The 16,770-nt window shown below is 45.2% G+C and carries 14 protein-coding genes; 4 read left to right on the plus strand and 10 right to left on the minus strand.

Annotated features, from left to right (window positions below; genetic code table 11):
- Positions 1-237: 237 nt before the first annotated feature.
- The 7 genes from NST70_RS08215 to NST70_RS08245 form a co-directional block, all read right to left on the minus strand.
- The gene (locus tag NST70_RS08215) at positions 238-1,653 is read right to left on the minus strand and encodes an ISLre2 family transposase (protein ID WP_048339784.1); all 1,416 of its coding nucleotides are present in this window, start codon (positions 1,651-1,653) and stop codon (positions 238-240) included.
- Between the two features lie 244 nt (positions 1,654-1,897).
- Entirely contained in the window at positions 1,898-2,119 is a 222-nt protein-coding gene (locus NST70_RS08220; protein ID WP_161655518.1) for a YneF family protein, read from the minus strand.
- Between the two features lie 64 nt (positions 2,120-2,183).
- Positions 2,184-2,621: a sporulation inhibitor of replication protein SirA gene (gene sirA, locus NST70_RS08225; RefSeq protein WP_061575790.1), complete on the minus strand. Its 438-nt coding sequence runs from the start codon at positions 2,619-2,621 to the stop codon at positions 2,184-2,186.
- A gap of 284 nt (positions 2,622-2,905) precedes the next feature.
- The gene (gene tkt / locus NST70_RS08230) at positions 2,906-4,912 is read right to left on the minus strand and encodes a transketolase (protein WP_342476161.1); all 2,007 of its coding nucleotides are present in this window, start codon (positions 4,910-4,912) and stop codon (positions 2,906-2,908) included.
- 118 nt (positions 4,913-5,030) lie between these two features.
- Entirely contained in the window at positions 5,031-5,264 is a 234-nt protein-coding gene (locus NST70_RS08235) for a DUF896 domain-containing protein (RefSeq protein WP_014098216.1), read from the minus strand.
- Between the two features lie 91 nt (positions 5,265-5,355).
- Positions 5,356-6,009, minus strand: a complete 654-nt coding sequence (locus NST70_RS08240) for a recombinase family protein (protein ID WP_342476164.1) — start codon at positions 6,007-6,009, stop codon at positions 5,356-5,358.
- Positions 6,006-6,344, minus strand: a complete 339-nt coding sequence (locus NST70_RS08245; RefSeq protein ID WP_026683368.1) for a LysM peptidoglycan-binding domain-containing protein — start codon at positions 6,342-6,344, stop codon at positions 6,006-6,008. Before NST70_RS08245 ends, NST70_RS08240 begins: the two co-directional genes overlap by 4 nt.
- A 207-nt stretch (positions 6,345-6,551) precedes the next feature.
- On the opposite strand from NST70_RS08245, the gene lexA reads away from it, so the two are divergent.
- The 4 genes from lexA to NST70_RS08265 all read left to right on the plus strand — a co-directional run bounded on the left by lexA (position 6,552) and on the right by NST70_RS08265 (position 10,586).
- Entirely contained in the window at positions 6,552-7,172 is a 621-nt protein-coding gene (lexA, locus tag NST70_RS08250; RefSeq protein ID WP_061086549.1) for a transcriptional repressor LexA, read from the plus strand.
- 1,268 nt (positions 7,173-8,440) lie between these two features.
- Positions 8,441-8,665: a helix-turn-helix transcriptional regulator gene (locus NST70_RS08255; RefSeq protein WP_035188126.1), complete on the plus strand. Its 225-nt coding sequence runs from the start codon at positions 8,441-8,443 to the stop codon at positions 8,663-8,665.
- The gene (locus NST70_RS08260) at positions 8,662-9,372 is read left to right on the plus strand and encodes a hypothetical protein (RefSeq protein WP_019720372.1); all 711 of its coding nucleotides are present in this window, start codon (positions 8,662-8,664) and stop codon (positions 9,370-9,372) included. Before NST70_RS08255 ends, NST70_RS08260 begins: the two co-directional genes overlap by 4 nt.
- 233 nt (positions 9,373-9,605) lie before the next feature.
- Positions 9,606-10,586 carry an HIRAN domain-containing protein gene (locus NST70_RS08265; protein WP_064505175.1) on the plus strand — a complete coding sequence of 327 codons (981 nt, stop codon included), beginning with the start codon at positions 9,606-9,608 and terminating at the stop codon, positions 10,584-10,586.
- 601 nt (positions 10,587-11,187) lie between these two features.
- Here the strand turns inward: NST70_RS08265 and glnA are convergent.
- From glnA to NST70_RS08280, 3 genes are all read right to left on the minus strand, one after another.
- On the minus strand, positions 11,188-12,525 hold the full coding sequence (glnA, locus tag NST70_RS08270; RefSeq protein ID WP_014098212.1) for a type I glutamate--ammonia ligase: 1,338 nt from the start codon (positions 12,523-12,525) through the stop codon (positions 11,188-11,190).
- 69 nt (positions 12,526-12,594) lie between these two features.
- Positions 12,595-12,984: a MerR family transcriptional regulator gene (locus NST70_RS08275; RefSeq protein WP_014098211.1), complete on the minus strand. Its 390-nt coding sequence runs from the start codon at positions 12,982-12,984 to the stop codon at positions 12,595-12,597.
- Positions 12,985-13,076: 92 nt separating this feature from the next.
- Positions 13,077-16,676, minus strand: a complete 3,600-nt coding sequence (locus NST70_RS08280) for a dynamin family protein (protein ID WP_342476166.1) — start codon at positions 16,674-16,676, stop codon at positions 13,077-13,079.
- Positions 16,677-16,770: the final 94 nt, after the last annotated feature.

Below are 16,770 nucleotides of genomic sequence, written 5' to 3' on the forward strand. Positions count from 1 at the left end.
GTACACTTTCGGCTACCGTGCTTTACTTGCTCGGTGTAATTTTCGGAAAAGATGTAGTATTTTCGTATAAAGATGGATAACGGGGATGTTGAGGCGCGCGAAATTCACTCGCTTTCCGCGGGCGGCCGGCGAGCCTCCTCGCTCGTACCTCGCTGCGGGGTCTCTCCTGGCTCGCTTTTCCCGCAGGAGTCTCGTAAATTTCGCGCGCCTCAACGATCAGTCCCCACTGAGCCAGGCTTAAAACGAAAGCTCTAATATTTTGCTTAAATGTCCCATTGCCGATGAACTGCTTGAATGCAGGGCAACTGATCCGTGCTTTACGCCCACTGACGGGCGTACAGGCTGCTTGAGTAGTTGAGACATCCTGATGGATTGTTTCAAGTTCCGTTGCTTTCTCTCGCTTCTTGAACGGTGTTTCAGATAGGCTTCTCTCAATGTCCCATTGAGTATGCCTTGTTTGATTTTCACCATGGCTTCTGCGCCAAGTTCACTCCAATGCATGCCCCTTTTTTTCATCCTGAAGGAGATATGCCTTTGATTCGATTCCATCGCTCCTAGGCCTCTCGCACCTTCCGGCACGTTTTTCACCCTGTCTCTCCAGTCAAAAATGCGGTCCCAGTTTTTCAAGATATACGAACGGAATTCCTTGATTTTCTTGAGGGCCTTTTTATCCGTCAAGGTGCTTTCGTGCGTATCCAAATATAACGTGAATTGGTCCAGGTCATGCGTTCTAATCGCTTTTCTAATTTGCTCCTTGATCTCGCTCTTTCCGCCCCCAAATGTCCTTATGATGGCTTGTGCAACGTGGTAGGTATCCAGCTGGTTGAGCACCGGAAATTCCGACTGTGAGAATGCTGTTTGAAACCGTTCAGCTGTGTACCCAGCACCTCCATCACTGTTTGTAATGACATGCGCTTTTTCGAGGGAATAGGTGTTGGCAGCTGTGGCTTGGACTTCATCCCAAAATGTCTGAATGTCTTCCGTCGTCATGATGACTGTGGGCTGACGCAGGGAGACCCTTTTTCCATTGGTTTCCCATCCCTCATAGAGAATGGCGTGGTGGACTTCCATACTCTGTTTCTTTTTTAGTCCCCGAACGAATACACCATCTGCTTCAGAAAACAGGTAGTCTACCTTCTTCCCCTCAGGCAGGGAAACAGCTATTTCTAGCTCTTCTACAAGTGCCTTATCGGCTTCCGCCTGAGTTTTCCCTACGTGTTTTACCATGTTCCCTACAGTTGTGTGACTAAGACTCACTGCTGTCCACTCTTTTAAAATATCAGCTACTTCCCGATAGGTGTTCTCACTTGCCAACTCTGCCACCTTTAATTCCACTAACGGGCTGTATCGTTGGTGTGGTACCAGCCCTAACCATTCATCCAGAGGATAATGTGAGTTCCCTCTCTTATCACGCATTAATGAACGTTTAAAAGTCACACTTCCAAATAGAAACTGAACGCTTCTGTTATCACTCCGGCAGTACACCCAGCCCTCCTCTAACTTCTCCTGTTTAATTGTTTTATCTAACTCTTCAAATATTTCCCCAACCCATTGTGTAAAAGCCTTCTGCATCAGAAGTTTAAGCTGTTCTTCAAATTCGATAAGACTCTTTGTATCCTTTAATAATCCAGCAATTATTGATATAATATCCATGGGAAGACCTCTCTCTCTAGATGTTCATCTTGAAGTGTACAATTAGATGATAGAGCGTCTTCCCATTTTTTTCCACTCATTTGCCCCTTCGAGTAAAATTTTACACATACACGAAAGCATAAAAATGGAACATGAAATCAAAAACCACCTTTTCTGTGCAGGAAATTGGCAGAAAAAGTGGTTTACAGAATCGTGAGAAGCTTAACAATGGTGATGGATATACCACAAAAGCCGGTCATCCAGCTTAAGATTTCATTTGTTTGTTCATGGCATTCATCATTTGATTGATTTTCTTCTGAGACGGCTTCATACCCATTTGCATCATCATCATTCTCAGCATTTGTTCATTAATCGGCGGATTTTTCTTCAGGTAATTCATCATATATTTACGGGCGATGAAAAACCCGATTGCTGCGCCTGCCAAAAGAGCAATAAGGGCTACAAGAACGAACACCCAAATCATAATATACCTCCTTCACTCACATACAGTGTACTAAATCCATTTGAATTATACAATACTTGTTTTCTTCTCACACGAATTTTCTTTCTTTAACCGGTTTTATCCAGCCGTATCGTTTATGGTCGTAATCGATTGCAAGCAGATTTCCTTTGAAGTTCCTCAGAATTTCAAAAACGGCGGTTTCTGTATCATAACTACCGGATACGTTCAGGCGGAGCATTCTTTCTTCTATAGTCACTTCCAGCACCTGCCCCTCTTTTTTTGAAAGAAGTTGGCAAGCGCCGGTTTTCGTCATGTTAATGGTGTCAGAAAATAACGGCTGCAAGACATGATGGACAGGCAAGAGCGGAATCTGCTTTGTAATATAATGGATCTGTCTGCTGAGGACATTTTTCAAACTTCCGGAAACGTGCGCATACTGGTGAAAAAGGTTAAAAAACATTCGTTCCCTGCCGTAATAATATTGTGCAAACTCCTCTTTTATCAGGTAGATAGAATAGGATCGCATATGATCTCACTCCCGCAACTTTGTTACCTTCACTATAATGGACGGGCCCCAAAAAAGTTGTCGTTTGTTGTAACAAAATTTAAAAAATTACTGTGGAACATTCGATTACACGTACATACAGGAAAATAAGCGTAAATGTATCAAAGCGTTGCTGCAAAATCGGTTGCGTCCAAGGGAGAAGCTAATTCAACTCAGCTCCGGTACTTCAAGCCCCTATTCTTATACCCTTCCTTCATAAAAATGAGCCTGCTTTTGCGAATACCGCAAAAGCAGGCCTGGAACGATTACATGCCCAATAATTTTTTTACACGTGCCACAACATTTTCAACGGTAAATCCGTATTTTTCCACAACGGTATTGCCGTTTCCGCTTGCGCCAAACGTATCAACCGACAAAATATCGCCTTCATCGCCGGTATACCTTTCCCAGCCGAATGGTGAAGCCATTTCAATGGCAAGGCGTTTTTTCACCTGTGCCGGCAATACGGATTCTTTGTATTCTTTGCTTTGCTGTTCAAAACGGTCCCATGACGGCATGCTGACAACAGCAGCATCAATCTTTTGTTCCGCCAATTGCTGTTGCGCGAGCACAGCCAGATGGACTTCCGACCCGCTGGCAAGAAGGAGAACGTCAGCCGTTTCTTTTTGTGCAGGGGACACGACATAGGCACCTTTTGAAACGCCTTCCAACGCTTTTTCAGACGTCCCTTTCAAGGTTGGCAGCCCTTGGCGCGTCAAAACAAGCGCTGTCGGATGGTTTTCAGATGACAGAGCAAGGCGCCAGGCAGCCGCCGTTTCATTGCCGTCCGCGGGGCGGATGACCGACAAGCCCGGCATCGCTCTTAAAGAAGGAAGCTGTTCAACCGGTTCATGTGTCGGACCGTCTTCCCCGACAGCGATACTGTCATGCGTAAAGACGTACGTTACCGGAAGGCCCATAAGAGCAGCTAGGCGGATGGCAGGACGCAAATAATCCGAGAAAACAAAGAACGTGCCGCCGTATACATGGACACCACCATGAAGCGCCATACCGTTCATGGCTGCGCCCATCGCAAATTCGCGGACACCGAACCAAATATTGCGCCCTTCATAGGCATCCGGCATATAGTCCTTGTCTTCTTTCAGCCGCGTATTGTTGGATCCGGCAAGGTCTGCAGATCCCCCGAACAAAGACGGCAAATGTTTGGAGACGGCATTTAGCACTTCCCCGCTTGCCGCACGGCTGGCAAGGGTTTTGCCTTCTTCATAGACCGGAATGTCCTTGTCCCATCCATCCGGCAGCCCGCCTTTTATCGCCTGTTTTAGTTCAGCCGCAAGCTGCGGGTATTGTTTTTCATAGGCCTCAAACAGGGACGCCCACTCCTGTTCCTTTTTCACGCCATTTTCCACAACCAATTCACGGAACCGTGCGTAAACTTCATCCGGAACATAGAAGTCTTCTTCAAATGTCCATTTATACGCTTCTTTCGTTAGTTTCAGTTCATCTTCTCCGAGCGGGGCGCCGTGGGCAGCCGATTTCCCGGATTTGTTTGGAGAACCGTAACCGATGATCGTTTTCACTTCAATGAGTGTCGGCCGACTTGTATCCGCCTTTGCTTCCTCGATCGCTTTTGCGACCTGTGCCATATCATTCCCGTCTTCAACCCGCAAATACTGCCAGCCGTATGCTTTAAACCGGTCGGCAACACTTTCGGAAAAGGCCTTATTTAAGTCGCCGTCAAGGGAAATGTCATTGGAATCGTACAATACAATGAGACGTCCCAATTTTAAGTGTCCCGCCAATGAAGCAGCTTCGGCAGATACGCCTTCCATTAAGTCGCCATCTCCGCATAAAGCATATGTATAATGGTCAATGACAGGGAAATTTTCTTTATTGTATACAGCCGCCAGATGCCGTTCTGCCATCGCCATTCCGACTGACATGGCAATCCCCTGCCCGAGCGGACCGGTCGTTGCTTCCACGCCTTCCGTATGCCCGTATTCCGGATGACCCGGGGTTTTGCTTCCATATTGCCGGAAATTTTTAATATCATCCATGCTTAATGCATAACCGGATAAATGGAGCAGGCTATAGAGCAGCATGGAACCATGCCCTGCGGATAATACGAAACGGTCCCGGTTAAACCAGTGCGGGTTTTCCGGATTATGGTTCAAATATCTTGTCCAGAGGGTGTATGCCATTGGTGCAGCCCCCATCGGAAGCCCCGGATGACCGGATTTTGCTTTTTCAATGGCGTCAATGGACAAAGTTCGAATTGTTGTGACTGCCAGTTCGTCCGTTTTATCAAACATCTGTTAACATCCTTTCTTCATGGGTTACAACTCTATATTAAGGCAAGTGAAACCCATAACACAACTCTTTTACCATTTTGTATGGATTTTGTAAGAAAAAAGCAGAATGGTTTCCTTTTTAGTGCAGCTTTCTTTTTGTTTGGATTTGCTTAATTTTTTCAGGGGTAACGTCCTGGCCAGCCGGGTCAAGCACACGGACATTTTCAATCGTTTTTCTGAATGAAGAGCGGAACGCCTGCAAATACTCGCTTCGCAATTTTGACTGTTCCTTTGCTTCTTCACTTGTCAGGGCACCGGTTTTCGCTTTTTTCGCCAATTCGTTAATCCTTGCCATTTTTTCTTTTGAAAGCATATTTTCTCTCCTTTTATCCGTGATTGATGCCATCTTACTAAAATATGGACTCGTCTGCAACGAAAGCGCACCCGTGAAACCGGTTTTGGTACTATTTATCATGCCCCGTTTCCTCCATATATTCCCTGTAACGCCGGTGGACGGTTGCTTTTGAAACTTGGTAGCCGAAACCGCGCATTGTCGCAGCAATTTCCTGAAAAGTCAAGCCGTTATCCCGCAGGCGGATAATTTCTTCAACAGGCACTTCCTTTCGCTCCCTGCCGTCCGGATTCCGCTTCCCTTTTAAATTTTTTTCCGGGCGGTAGCCGTTTTTGACTGCACGCTCCATTCCCCTTTTAATTTTTAAGTTATGCAGCTTTCGCTGATACTCTTCAACCATGCTGACAATTTTCAGTACCATTGAATCGGATTCCGAAAGCTCCAATTCTCCGTTTTGCGCATAACAATATACTTTAACCCCTCTTTTATATAAAAAATGAAGCAATGCAATTTTTGCGTTTCCTCTTCCGATCCGTGTTTCATCCTGCACCAGTACGGCGTCAATCTTTTCATTTTCAATCGTATCAAGAAGATCAAGGATGCCGGGCCTGTCCAGGTCATAGCCGCTTGCCCGGTCACAGATCACCCCGGACACTTGAAAACCGTGGGAATCCGAAAGCTTCACCAGCTCTTCCCGCTGCCTCGCCAAGGAAGTTTCCTGGCTTTCTTTTTCCGTGCTTACTCTGCAATATAAAACAACTTTCATTTTTTCGTCTCCCGTTGTGATTTCATCGCAAGTTCCCTTTTATCATCGCTGAATTCATTTTTTTCTACCGGAATGACAATTTTTTCGCCGGCTTTGATCATGTTGCCGTCAATATCATTATGACGCTCAACCCAGCTGATAAATGCTTCCCTCGACATTTTGCCCTTTTCCGCATACTGTCCGGCGATGTTCCAAAGCGTCTCGCCCTCTGTGACGCTGATTTTGATATAGTGTGGGGATGGATCCCGCAGACTTCCAATCATGAAAAATCCGAAAACAAGCGTAAGCCCTGCTAAAATCATAACATAGTTATACTTTTTCCATAATCGTGACATCTCCATCTTCCTCCCGCGAATATTCGTTCGTCCAATCACCAGTTCTATTATAAAACGAACGCCTGTTTTTCGTCAACATTTTTTTCGAACTTACGTTTGTTTTATCTGCTGCAATGTGATATAATAATAGCAAATAATGGCATTCCTCCCGTAAGCGTCCCCATACGCAGCGCGGGTGCCAAACAAAACTGTGACGAGGTGAATAGAATGGCAAAACTATCAAAACGGCAACAGGCGATACTTGATTTCATCAAGCATGAAGTAAAAACAAAAGGTTATCCCCCTTCCGTGCGGGAAATTGGCCAGGCAGTCGGGCTTGCTTCCAGCTCAACTGTTCATGGCCATCTCGCAAGGCTTGAAAGCAAGGGGCTGATCAGGCGCGACCCTACAAAGCCGAGAGCGATTGAAATTTTGGACCATGATGAAGAAATACCAGCCCAAAATGTTGTCAATGTGCCTATTGTCGGAAAAGTAACAGCAGGCATACCGATTACAGCTGTAGAAAATATTGAAGAGTATTTTCCGCTTCCAGAACATCTTGTCCCGTCTGACGAGTCCGTCTACATGCTGGAAATTGAAGGGGACAGCATGGTGGATGCCGGGATTTTAAACGGCGATTATGTGATTGTCCGCTCCCAGCAGACGGCAAACAACGGGGATATCGTGGTCGCTATGACAGATGAAAATGAAGCGACAGTAAAAAGATTTTTCAAGGAAAAAGACTACTTCCGATTGCAGCCTGAAAACCAGACAATGGAACCGATCATATTGAAAAACGTCACCATTCTCGGCGTTGTCATCGGGCTGTACAGGCAAATGGTGCACTGATCAAAAAGAAGCAGTTTCGGCTGCTTCTTTTTTAATAGAGTATATGCGCGTTTGATAGCAAACATACCTGTGGCACGGATTTCTGGGCATTCAATCTATTTTCGGAGGAAAAATCGGGGAAATTAATGGGCATTGGGCGTTCGCCGCAAAAATGCCCGATAAACAAAAACCCCTCAAAGCCTTACGCTTCAAGGGGTTTCTTTCTTAATACATTTCAATATACTGGTCGCGTTCCCATTGGTGGACTTGTGTGCGGAACATATAAAATAGAAGAAAATCAATTCAAAACAATTCAATATGGTAGCCACTTCTTCGCTATTGCTCCCAAAATTAATGACTTTCCCTCAGTTCTTAAACCTGGCGAATGCGGGCCCGCCTGTGAGATCGATGAGCGAAAACTCCACATCATCCGGTTTTTGTAAAATTAGGCTTGTGATGAGGGATTTCATGATGACAGATTTTCCAAAACCCGTTGTTCTGGCTAAAATAAGGTGTTTCCGCATGTCGAAGTCGTGGTACAATTTTCGGCATGATTTTGACCAATAAGCACGGACCAGGTTCCCGGTTTTAAACAGTCCGTTGACCATAGAATTTTGAGTGACAACGGCTGCTTATACACCCGGATTTTTAGCAAACCGTCATAATACATTCCGATTTCCTTTTTGGCGGTCATTTTTTTCGCAAATATACTTTTGAGCTGTTTAATCACTGCCCGGTCTAATTTAAGGTTTTTCAGATCTTTGATCTACAGTTTCATCCGACGACTCACCAGACCAGCTTCCAAGCTCTTTGTTTGACAACATAGTCCTCGAAACTTCTGCCAATGGTATCCGACACCGGTATTCCGTGCCCCATTCGTAATCCCGTTTTTTGACTAGCTGTGTAGTGTACGTTTGTTTGCCATCTTTGACGTTTACCCCGATCAGCGAAAAAATCTCCTTTATTTAATCCGAGTCATCATTTGACAAACCATTTTTTGCCAAGTATGCTTTTGTCGCGATCCCGCCCACTCCTCCCTTCATCTGCAACACTCCTTTGTAAATTACGGAGTAATTTGTTGCTAAAATCAAGAAGTTCCAAAACGACCCACAAAGCATCGCTACGCGTGGATCTGGAATATTCCCGAACTACCTTCTCCAGCGGCATTTGATAAAGCAACGATCGGGAAGGTGGAAATATATCTTGTCCATACAAAATAACTTATGATTTTCTGAAAGAAATTTGTAAAGGTAAATAATAAACTTGTATCGAATTACATACAATGGGTGATGAGATTGAAGGATGATAATGTTATAGTTTTATTGGGAGCATGGATTAAGCAGTCAGGAATCGATCGCAAAGATATTTGTAATAAATTTGGGATTTCCGCAAATACCTTATCTAATTGGTGCACGGGAAAAACATATCCATCTGTTCCGCAGCTCCTAAAACTTTGCGAGCTCTTAAACGTAAAATTTGAGGACATATATAGGAAAAAGGAGGAAAACAAATGAGTGCATTTCTGGGGCTAATTGGAACCGCCGGCATAATAGTCAGTATCGTTTTAATGATTTTGGGGCGGGTTACTAAAAAGAAAAAACACGGATTGACAGTATTTTTAATATCTCTTGTGTTTTTTATCGCGGGGCTTGCTATCCCAAGCAACAATACGGGGGAAAAAGCCACCGATAAGAAAACTGTAAAAAACGTTTCGACCGCTCCAAAAGAAAATGCCGAGAAAAAGGAGGCCTCAAAGCAAATCAAGGATAAGGTAGCAACTGCCACAACTGCTGAAGAACCAACTCCAAAAAAGGAAGCTAACAAGACTAATGAAAATATTGGCGAAAGTACAGTAGCAGCACTGGAAAGTAACGACTTTATGAAATTTGTTAACGAATATAAAAAATTGGGTGGCAATAAAACAGCGGTATGGGATAAACAAATATATGGTAAAAAGGTAACTTGGACTGGAACAGTCGAACATGCAGGAACCAGTGAAGTATTTGTTTATGGAAATGACGATTATAACGGAGAAACTTGGGGCGAATTAGGGGACAAGAAAAAATTATTTTATTGTTTTGTTGCGAAATATAAAGATCCGTCCCAATTCAAAAATATAAAGCAAGGAGAAAAAATTACAGTACGTGGAAATTTAACGTCTCGAGGGGATTACGATTTAAATTATAATTGGAAAATTTACAATGCAGTTTTGGTGAAATAATTTATAGCCCCCTGCAAACGTGAGGCGTTTGGTGAGCTGATGAAAAGCCGGATCTGGGAACACATTGACACTGCAGGATATAGGAAAAAGTACACAGCAAAAGAATTGGATATATCGCCGACACAGTTATCAAACTGAATAAGTTGACGGTCATACTCTACAGTGGAAAAGGCTTTTAAATTGGCAAAGCCGCTTAGATGTAAGGTTGACGATTTACTAGGAGGATGATGAAAATGAGCTTTGACACAATCGCGTCACTGCAAAGGATGCAGCAGATGCAACAGGCGGAGGCTGCAGCCGGTAAACGCCTGGTGTTAAGAAGGTTGAACTCCGGCGTTGATATTGGACTGACGATTGCCGCGTTTTTATTAATACTGCCCACATTTACTTTGTCACTTTGGCTTCTGCTGATTTACCTCACAATTAAAGAAGCATGCACCAAAACATGCTTGGTGAAAAACGTTGCAACTGGGGAAAAGTTTAGAGTTATGAAATCGGAATTTAAACAATATAAAAGAATGGTGAAAAGCAAAGAAAAAGAAGTGAGGAGTATCATCCCGGCAGCTGCAGCGATTGAAGAGCCACCAGCCTCGCCTGCAGAGGAAGAAAAAACAGAAGTTGAACCGCCAGTTGTTAAGAGGCTGACACCCGAACCGCTACCGGATCCAGTAATTCAAGAACAGCCAGAAATAGTTCAAAAACCCGAGCCCAAACCTCAGCCGCCTAAAAAGAAAAGCATCACCTTTAATGTTTCCGGGGTGACATTTGAAAATGATAAAGGTAAGGAAATTCAACCTCTTTTGCGTCGGATTGCCCGCGAGATTGCAAAAGAGCAAGATGTTGAGTCGTACGGTGGATGGACAAATAAAGACATCTTGGAATTTATGGCTGAAGCTTCGGAATTTGAAGATGTGATGTTTGGGGACTATGTATCATTTGAAAAAGAGCCAGACAATGAATTTGACCAAAATGCCATAAAGGTAATGGCCAATTTGAACGAAAAGCAATTTCATATCGGATATGTACCGAAAGAATATAATGTCCAGGTCTGTAAATTACTGGATAATGATTTGATTGACAAAGTAACGGCCAGTTTTGTGGGCGGAAAAACAAAGAAAGTTGACTATGATTTTGAGAAGGATAAAGACGTTGTTGTAATTAACGAGCTCACTTTGGGAGTAGAAATTACATTGACTTTGAAAGAAGAAGAGTAGCCCCCGCAAACGCGAGGGCTTTTTTGCTTTTTATTATAGCACATAAGGAACACAGGTTCTATAATTAAATTATACAATATTTTGTCGGGAGGAAAAGGCGAAGTGAATAATTTGAATCTCAATTTTTACGACTATAAACGAAAAAATTCCAAGCAGACGTCTGGGAATATCGAATAACTTATTTGGACCAATAACGAAAAAGCAACGTGAAAAATCAAAGAAGGGTTTCAACTCAAAAGAAGAAGTAAAGGCTGCCGCTGTTGAAATTGTACATGTTACCATGCACAACACTTTTGAAAAAGCTGTGACAACCAAACTTATTTTTGACAAACCAACCAAAGGGGTGAGCATAAAAAGGGAAAAAGAAGGAGGCTCTTATGTTCATTGAATCTGACAAAGTATTACATCTGATGTATACAGCCATATCTCGGAAAAAATCGAACGTGAGAAAATCGAAAAGTTTGATGACTATTACAGCCGGATCAAAAACTGAAATTTTTTTGGTCAAATTTTGGTCAACTAATTATTCACCACCCAAAAAAAGCAATTTGACCAAAATACAGAAACCCCTCAAAGCCTTACGCTTCAAGGGGTTTCTTGCTTAATACATTTCGATATACTGGTCGCGTTCCCATTGGTGGACTTGTGTGCGGAACATATCCCATTCAATTTCTTTTGCTTCGAGGAAATGTTCGAGAATGTGATCGCCAAGGGCGTCTACCATTACATCATCCGATTTTAAGTTTTCCAGCGCCTGCAGCAGTGTGCCCGGGAGGTCGACAATGCCGGCTTCTTCTCTTTCTTCTTTCGTCATGACATAGATGTTGCGGTCGACCGGTTCCGGCGCCTGCAATTTGTTCGCGATGCCGTCAAGCCCTGCTTTTAACAGGACGGCGAGCGCGAGATACGGATTGGCAGACGGGTCAACGCTGCGCACCTCAACGCGCGTGCTTAAACCGCGGGAAGCCGGAATCCGCATGAGCGGGCTGCGGTTGCGAGCGGACCAGGCAACATAACAAGGCGCTTCATAACCCGGCACAAGCCGTTTATAGGAGTTCACCGTCGGATTCGTGACAGCCGTAAAGTTCGAAGCATGCTTCATAATGCCGGCAATGAACTGGTATGCCGTATCGCTCAGCTGCAGTTCTGCATCGTTCGGGTCATAGAATGCATTTTCTTTTCCTTTAAAAAGCGAAAGATTGGTGTGCATCCCGGAACCGTTCACGCCAAACAACGGTTTCGGCATAAACGTCGCATGCAGGCCATGTTTGCGTGCAATCGTCTTGACCACCAGTTTAAAGGTCTGGATATTGTCGCATGCCCTGACTGCATCCGCATATTTAAAATCAATTTCGTGCTGGCCGGGTGCAACTTCATGGTGGGACGCTTCAATTTCAAAGCCCATTTCCTCGAGTTCCAATACGATGTCGCGCCGGCAGTTTTCGCCAAGGTCCGTCGGCGCCAGGTCAAAATAGCCGCCGTTGTCGTTCAGCTCCAGTGTCGGTTCATTTTTTTCATTCAGCTTGAAGAGGAAGAATTCCGGTTCAGGCCCAAGATTAAAACTCGTGAAGCCAAGTTCTTCCATTTCTTTCAATACCCGTTTCAAATTATTCCGCGGATCACCTTCAAACGGGGTGCCGTCCGGATTATAAATATCGCAAATCAGACGGGCGACTTTCCCTTTCTCAGCGGTCCACGGGAAAATGACCCATGTATCATAGTCCGGATACAGATACATATCCGATTCTTCAATCCGGACAAACCCTTCAATCGAAGAGCCGTCGAACATGATTTTATTGTCGAGCGCTTTTTCAAGCTGGCTGAGCGGGATTTCCACGTTTTTAATCGTCCCCAAAATATCCGTGAACTGCAAGCGGATGAATTTCACATTTTGTTCTTCGGCATTTTTCAAAATATCTTCACGTGTAAACTTAGGCATGAACAGTATTCCTCCCTTTAGGCAATAAAAAGTATATATCTAAGCTATAAAACTAGCTTTTCAACAATGTTAATGGAAAAACCGGGGCGCATCGGACAACCGCTGGCTCGGTCTTTGAAAACGGCCGGCCTGCAGCAGTTCCTGGCGAAGCCGTTTGCGGATTTCTTCATCCGTTACATGATTTTTGACGAGTACCGGCCCGGTTCCGCGGCGGTCGTTCATCAATAAGATTTTTTTGATGCCTGCAATATTGATCCCCTGATCCAGCAAATCTTTAATATCAAGAAGCCGGTCGACATCATTTAAAGAATAAAGGCGGCGATTGCCTTCCGTTCTTGCCGGTGTAATCAGCTCGTGTTCTTCATAATAGCGGATCTGCCGGGCCGATAAATCTGTTAGCTTCATAACGGTTCCGATCGGCAAAAGCGGCATCGAACGGCGGATTTCTTTTCGACCCATGTTATACGCTCCTTTTCTTTATATTTTTACTATATTCCATGTGAGTTTTTTTGTCAACAAAATGTTATATTTTCTCACATCATTTTTTATCCTCAGGAAGGCAAAACGAGTTTTTCGCGGATTTCCATCCATTCTGCCACGTTCACACTTTCTTCAAGGGCTTCAAGACGGGCATCGAACTGTTCGGCAATATCGAGTAAAGCTTCCGATTGCATTTTCGCAAACTCTTCCTCCAGCCATGAGCGGAACGAACCGGCAAGCTTTTCTCCTTGCACGTCAAGATACTGCTGCGCAAGCGGTTCAAACATCGCCTGCAGTTCTTCCTGCATGCCGGCTTTTCCCCCTTTTTCAAAAAAAGTGCGCGCATTTTTAAAATGGCGGAATGCCTTTTCAAACGGTTCCAAATCCGTTTCCGAAAAGGCCGCAGGAAAATCAGGCGTAGCGTGTGCGCCCGCTTCAAACGTGCTGACAGACAAATCAGGAAGCAAACGTTTCATCTCCCTGTTCCATTCCGCGCTTTGCGATGTGAATAATTTCCGGCAATGGGCTTCAAGCCTTACATTTGTCGCCCGCATCTCCTGCGCAAAATCATAGCCAACGAGTTCTGCAAGCTCTTGAAGGGCGCCCGGCAAATCTTTCGCTGCCTTCACCGTTGCCGGATTAAAAGCTTCCTTGAAAAAGTCGGCGAAGCGGTAGAAAACGCGCTGTTTTACGTAATAGAGCAGCTCCTTCTGCTCCTGCATGACGCTGTCCGTGAAAAACGCCGGCTTTGTATTTTTCAAAATGGCTTCTGCCTCTTCCCGCCGTTTCCGGAGAAGTTCCCGTTTCGCTTTCTTTGTTTCAATCGATTCATTGGCATCGCGGATCACGGCATCCACCATTGCAAGGCCGCGTTCCAGCTCGTTTTGTGCAGACTGAAGCACCATATTCAGCAAATCATGGTCGAGAAATTGGCGGAAGCCCGCTTCAAATTCGGCCATTTTCGCTTCCTCCCGCCTGCCCGAAAGCGCAAGCAGGCTTGATACACCATAAAGGCGCGGATTGTGGATGCCGAAATGGAGCAGCTGACCCCTGACATAGTCCATCACTTCTTTATATTCTTCGCCGGACGAGGCAAGATCAATCGCATTGACAATAAAAAACATCTTATCCAGTTCAAATGCTTCTTTTACCCGCCCGAGCTGGATGAGAAATTCCCTGTCTGCGCGCGCGAAGGCATGGTTGTAGTATGTGACGAAGAAAACCGCATCCGAGTCTTTAATATATTCAAATGCTACGCCGGTATGCCGGGCATTGATCGAGTCGGCTCCGGGCGTATCAACAAGCGTAATGCCAAGTCTTGTGAACGGGCAATCATAAAATAAATCAATGGATTCAACAAAACAAGACTGGGTTTCATCGGCAACAAACCGGCGGAACGCTTCCATCCCGGCATTCAAGTTCTGTCCGGCCCGCCCGTTAAAATCAGGGAAGCCTTTTGCAAAGGCACGCAAAAAAGATAAATGAACTTTTTCGTTTGCTTTGCCCGTTTCTTTTGCGTGCAAAGTTTCAATTTTTTCAAGCACTTCCTCGAACGAACGGCAACTATGCCCGAAAACAGCAAGCGACTTGTTTACATCTTCCAGCATCTGCGCCTCCGTTTTCAGCTTTACGGCTGCCGTTTTATGCGGATGTGCCGCATCAGGCGGGCAGATCCTGCAAATGGCCGCTGTTGTCGGATTCGGTGAAACCGGCAGTACTTTTTCGCCGGCAAGCGCGTTTGCAAAAGACGATTTTCCCGCGCTGAACGCGCCGAACAGCGCAACGGTATAGCGGCGGTTTTTCAGGCGCCTGCTTTTGGTTCTGAGCGTTTCGGTATACCGCCCGAAACCGTGCTGGTGCTTAAGCAGCGTAATCGCCTGCTCTATTTTGGCAAGCACGGTTTCAGGCGGCAATGTGCCGGCTTGTTTTTCTGTCGGGCCCGGGCTTTCTAAAGCCTTGCCGGTTTCTTCAGGCTGTTTTGCATCCTTTTCCCCGCGATACACCCGGTAATGCGCCTTTTCACCCGCCCATTCTTTCTCTATTTCAGCCAGCAGCTGTTCCGGATGTGCGGCAGGCGCTTTCAATTCAGTCCGTTTTTCGGCAAGCTGCCTTTCTATTTTTTCGAGATTCCTGTAAGCCTCTGCCAGTTCTTTTGCCTGCACGGCCTTTTTCCGAACCATTTTAAGCTGTTCATCCGTTTCCAAGGCAGCCTGTTTCAGGACGAGCGCTTTCCAATCGTTCCAAGCCTCACGGGCGGCTCGTTTGATTTCATCCGAGACATTTTCGCAATAATGGAGGATATAGTCGCCTGTCAGCCGTGCACCCTCTTTTACCTGGGCGGCGAGCATTGCTTCGCTGAAATCTGCTTTAAGCATGCCGGCCTGTTGTTCCAGCATTTGCGCGCCAGCAAGATGCAGCGGTTTTAAAGCTTCTTGCGCCAGCGGGCGGAGATGCCAGTCGATTTGTGCTTCGGTATTGGCTTCGAGGGCGGCATAGAAATCATGGAGCCGCTGTTTTCTTGCTTCTTTGGTTTTTTTCTTCTTTGCAAAAAAAACGCCGGCATGGAAATCTTTTTGCATGCTTTCAAGATACGCCTTTGCTTTCTCTCTCGTTTCAAACGGCATTAAATAGGCGCCGTCCAGAAACGTTTGAAGCTTTTGCCGCGTATCCTCATCCCAATTTTCAATGCGGGTAAGAAGCGCCCGTTCTTTTTCAAGCCACTCTTGTTCCGCTTCGTACGCTTCCGTTTTCCCGGTGCCCGAATATTTTGCAAGCACTTCCTCATATGCTGCTTTTTGCGGTGCGTACTGCGCTTCAAGCCAGTCGTCATGCTCTTTTTCCAAGACGCTTAAGGATGCTTCAACAGACCGTTCCAGTCGGGCGGATTTTTCGGAAACGGCGTGGTCAATGAGCGCTTTCAGCCGGCCGAATTCATTATCGGGATGATCCGGGTCTTTTAAAGAGGTGTAAAAAATGCCGCCCGGCTGGACATGCCAGGATGCAAATGCATTTTCAACCCCTCGCCGGAATGCGGAAAACGGCAGCTCTTCGCTCTGGTGCTTGTCAATCTGGTTAATAATTAAATAAAGTTCAAGCCCGTGATCGAGCAGTTCTTTTGTAAAGGTAAAATTGAGTTCCGACTGGACATGGTTGTAATCCATCACATAAAAGACAAGATCCGCCATATAAATAGCCGATTCCGTGGCAATCCGGTGCGCATCGTCGGTTGAATCGACACCCGGCGTATCCATCACCGTCAATCCCGCCGGCAAATCGGAATCGGGCTTTGTGATTTCAATTTCCTGGACATGCCCTTTTTTGCAATAATTTTTGACAACTTCAAAATCATACGGCGCGTGAAAAATCAAAGGGGCTTCCCCTTTTTCATAAACGATGGCACAGTCTTCCGTCCCCTTTTCAATTTTGACAAGATTGGCGCTCGTCGGAATCGGGCTTGACGGAAGAACACGGCTGCCTAAAAGCGCGTTAATCATGGTGGACTTGCCGGCTGAAAAATGCCCGCAAAACGCGATATGAAAGTCTTCGCGGCGGACTTTTTTCAGCAGGTTTTTCGCTTTTTCCACCCTTTGTTCATCCCCGTTTTGCCGGAAATGTTCAATTAAGCTTAAAATCTGTGTTGTGTTTTTGCTTTTTTCCTGTAGTTTGGCCATCACTTTACTCCCCATTGTGTGTTGATAGCTCTATTTTAACGAATTTTTCATCGTATTCATACTATATTAGACTCATTTTTTCCCTTGCCTGGGC

This window comes from Weizmannia sp. FSL K6-0777 (assembly GCF_038593185.1).
Classification (GTDB): domain Bacteria; phylum Bacillota; class Bacilli; order Bacillales; family Bacillaceae_C; genus Weizmannia; species Weizmannia faecalis.

Bases quoted from the DNA above. Each gene is read 5' to 3' on its own strand.
- NST70_RS08215 (WP_048339784.1), bottom strand. From the start codon at position 1,653: ATGGATATTATATCAATAATTGCTGGATTATTAAAGGATACAAAGAGT.
- sirA (WP_061575790.1), bottom strand. From the start codon at position 2,621: ATGCGATCCTATTCTATCTACCTGATAAAAGAGGAGTTTGCACAATAT.
- tkt (WP_342476161.1), bottom strand. From the start codon at position 4,912: ATGTTTGATAAAACGGACGAACTGGCAGTCACAACAATTCGAACTTTG.
- NST70_RS08235 (WP_014098216.1), bottom strand. From the start codon at position 5,264: ATGCTTTCAAAAGAAAAAATGGCAAGGATTAACGAATTGGCGAAAAAA.
- NST70_RS08240 (WP_342476164.1), bottom strand. From the start codon at position 6,009: ATGAAAGTTGTTTTATATTGCAGAGTAAGCACGGAAAAAGAAAGCCAG.
- NST70_RS08245 (WP_026683368.1), bottom strand. From the start codon at position 6,344: ATGTCACGATTATGGAAAAAGTATAACTATGTTATGATTTTAGCAGGG.
- lexA (WP_061086549.1), top strand. From the start codon at position 6,552: ATGGCAAAACTATCAAAACGGCAACAGGCGATACTTGATTTCATCAAG.
- NST70_RS08255 (WP_035188126.1), top strand. From the start codon at position 8,441: ATGAGATTGAAGGATGATAATGTTATAGTTTTATTGGGAGCATGGATT.
- NST70_RS08260 (WP_019720372.1), top strand. From the start codon at position 8,662: ATGAGTGCATTTCTGGGGCTAATTGGAACCGCCGGCATAATAGTCAGT.
- NST70_RS08265 (WP_064505175.1), top strand. From the start codon at position 9,606: ATGAGCTTTGACACAATCGCGTCACTGCAAAGGATGCAGCAGATGCAA.
- glnA (WP_014098212.1), bottom strand. From the start codon at position 12,525: ATGCCTAAGTTTACACGTGAAGATATTTTGAAAAATGCCGAAGAACAA.
- NST70_RS08275 (WP_014098211.1), bottom strand. From the start codon at position 12,984: ATGGGTCGAAAAGAAATCCGCCGTTCGATGCCGCTTTTGCCGATCGGA.
- NST70_RS08280 (WP_342476166.1), bottom strand. From the start codon at position 16,676: ATGGCCAAACTACAGGAAAAAAGCAAAAACACAACACAGATTTTAAGC.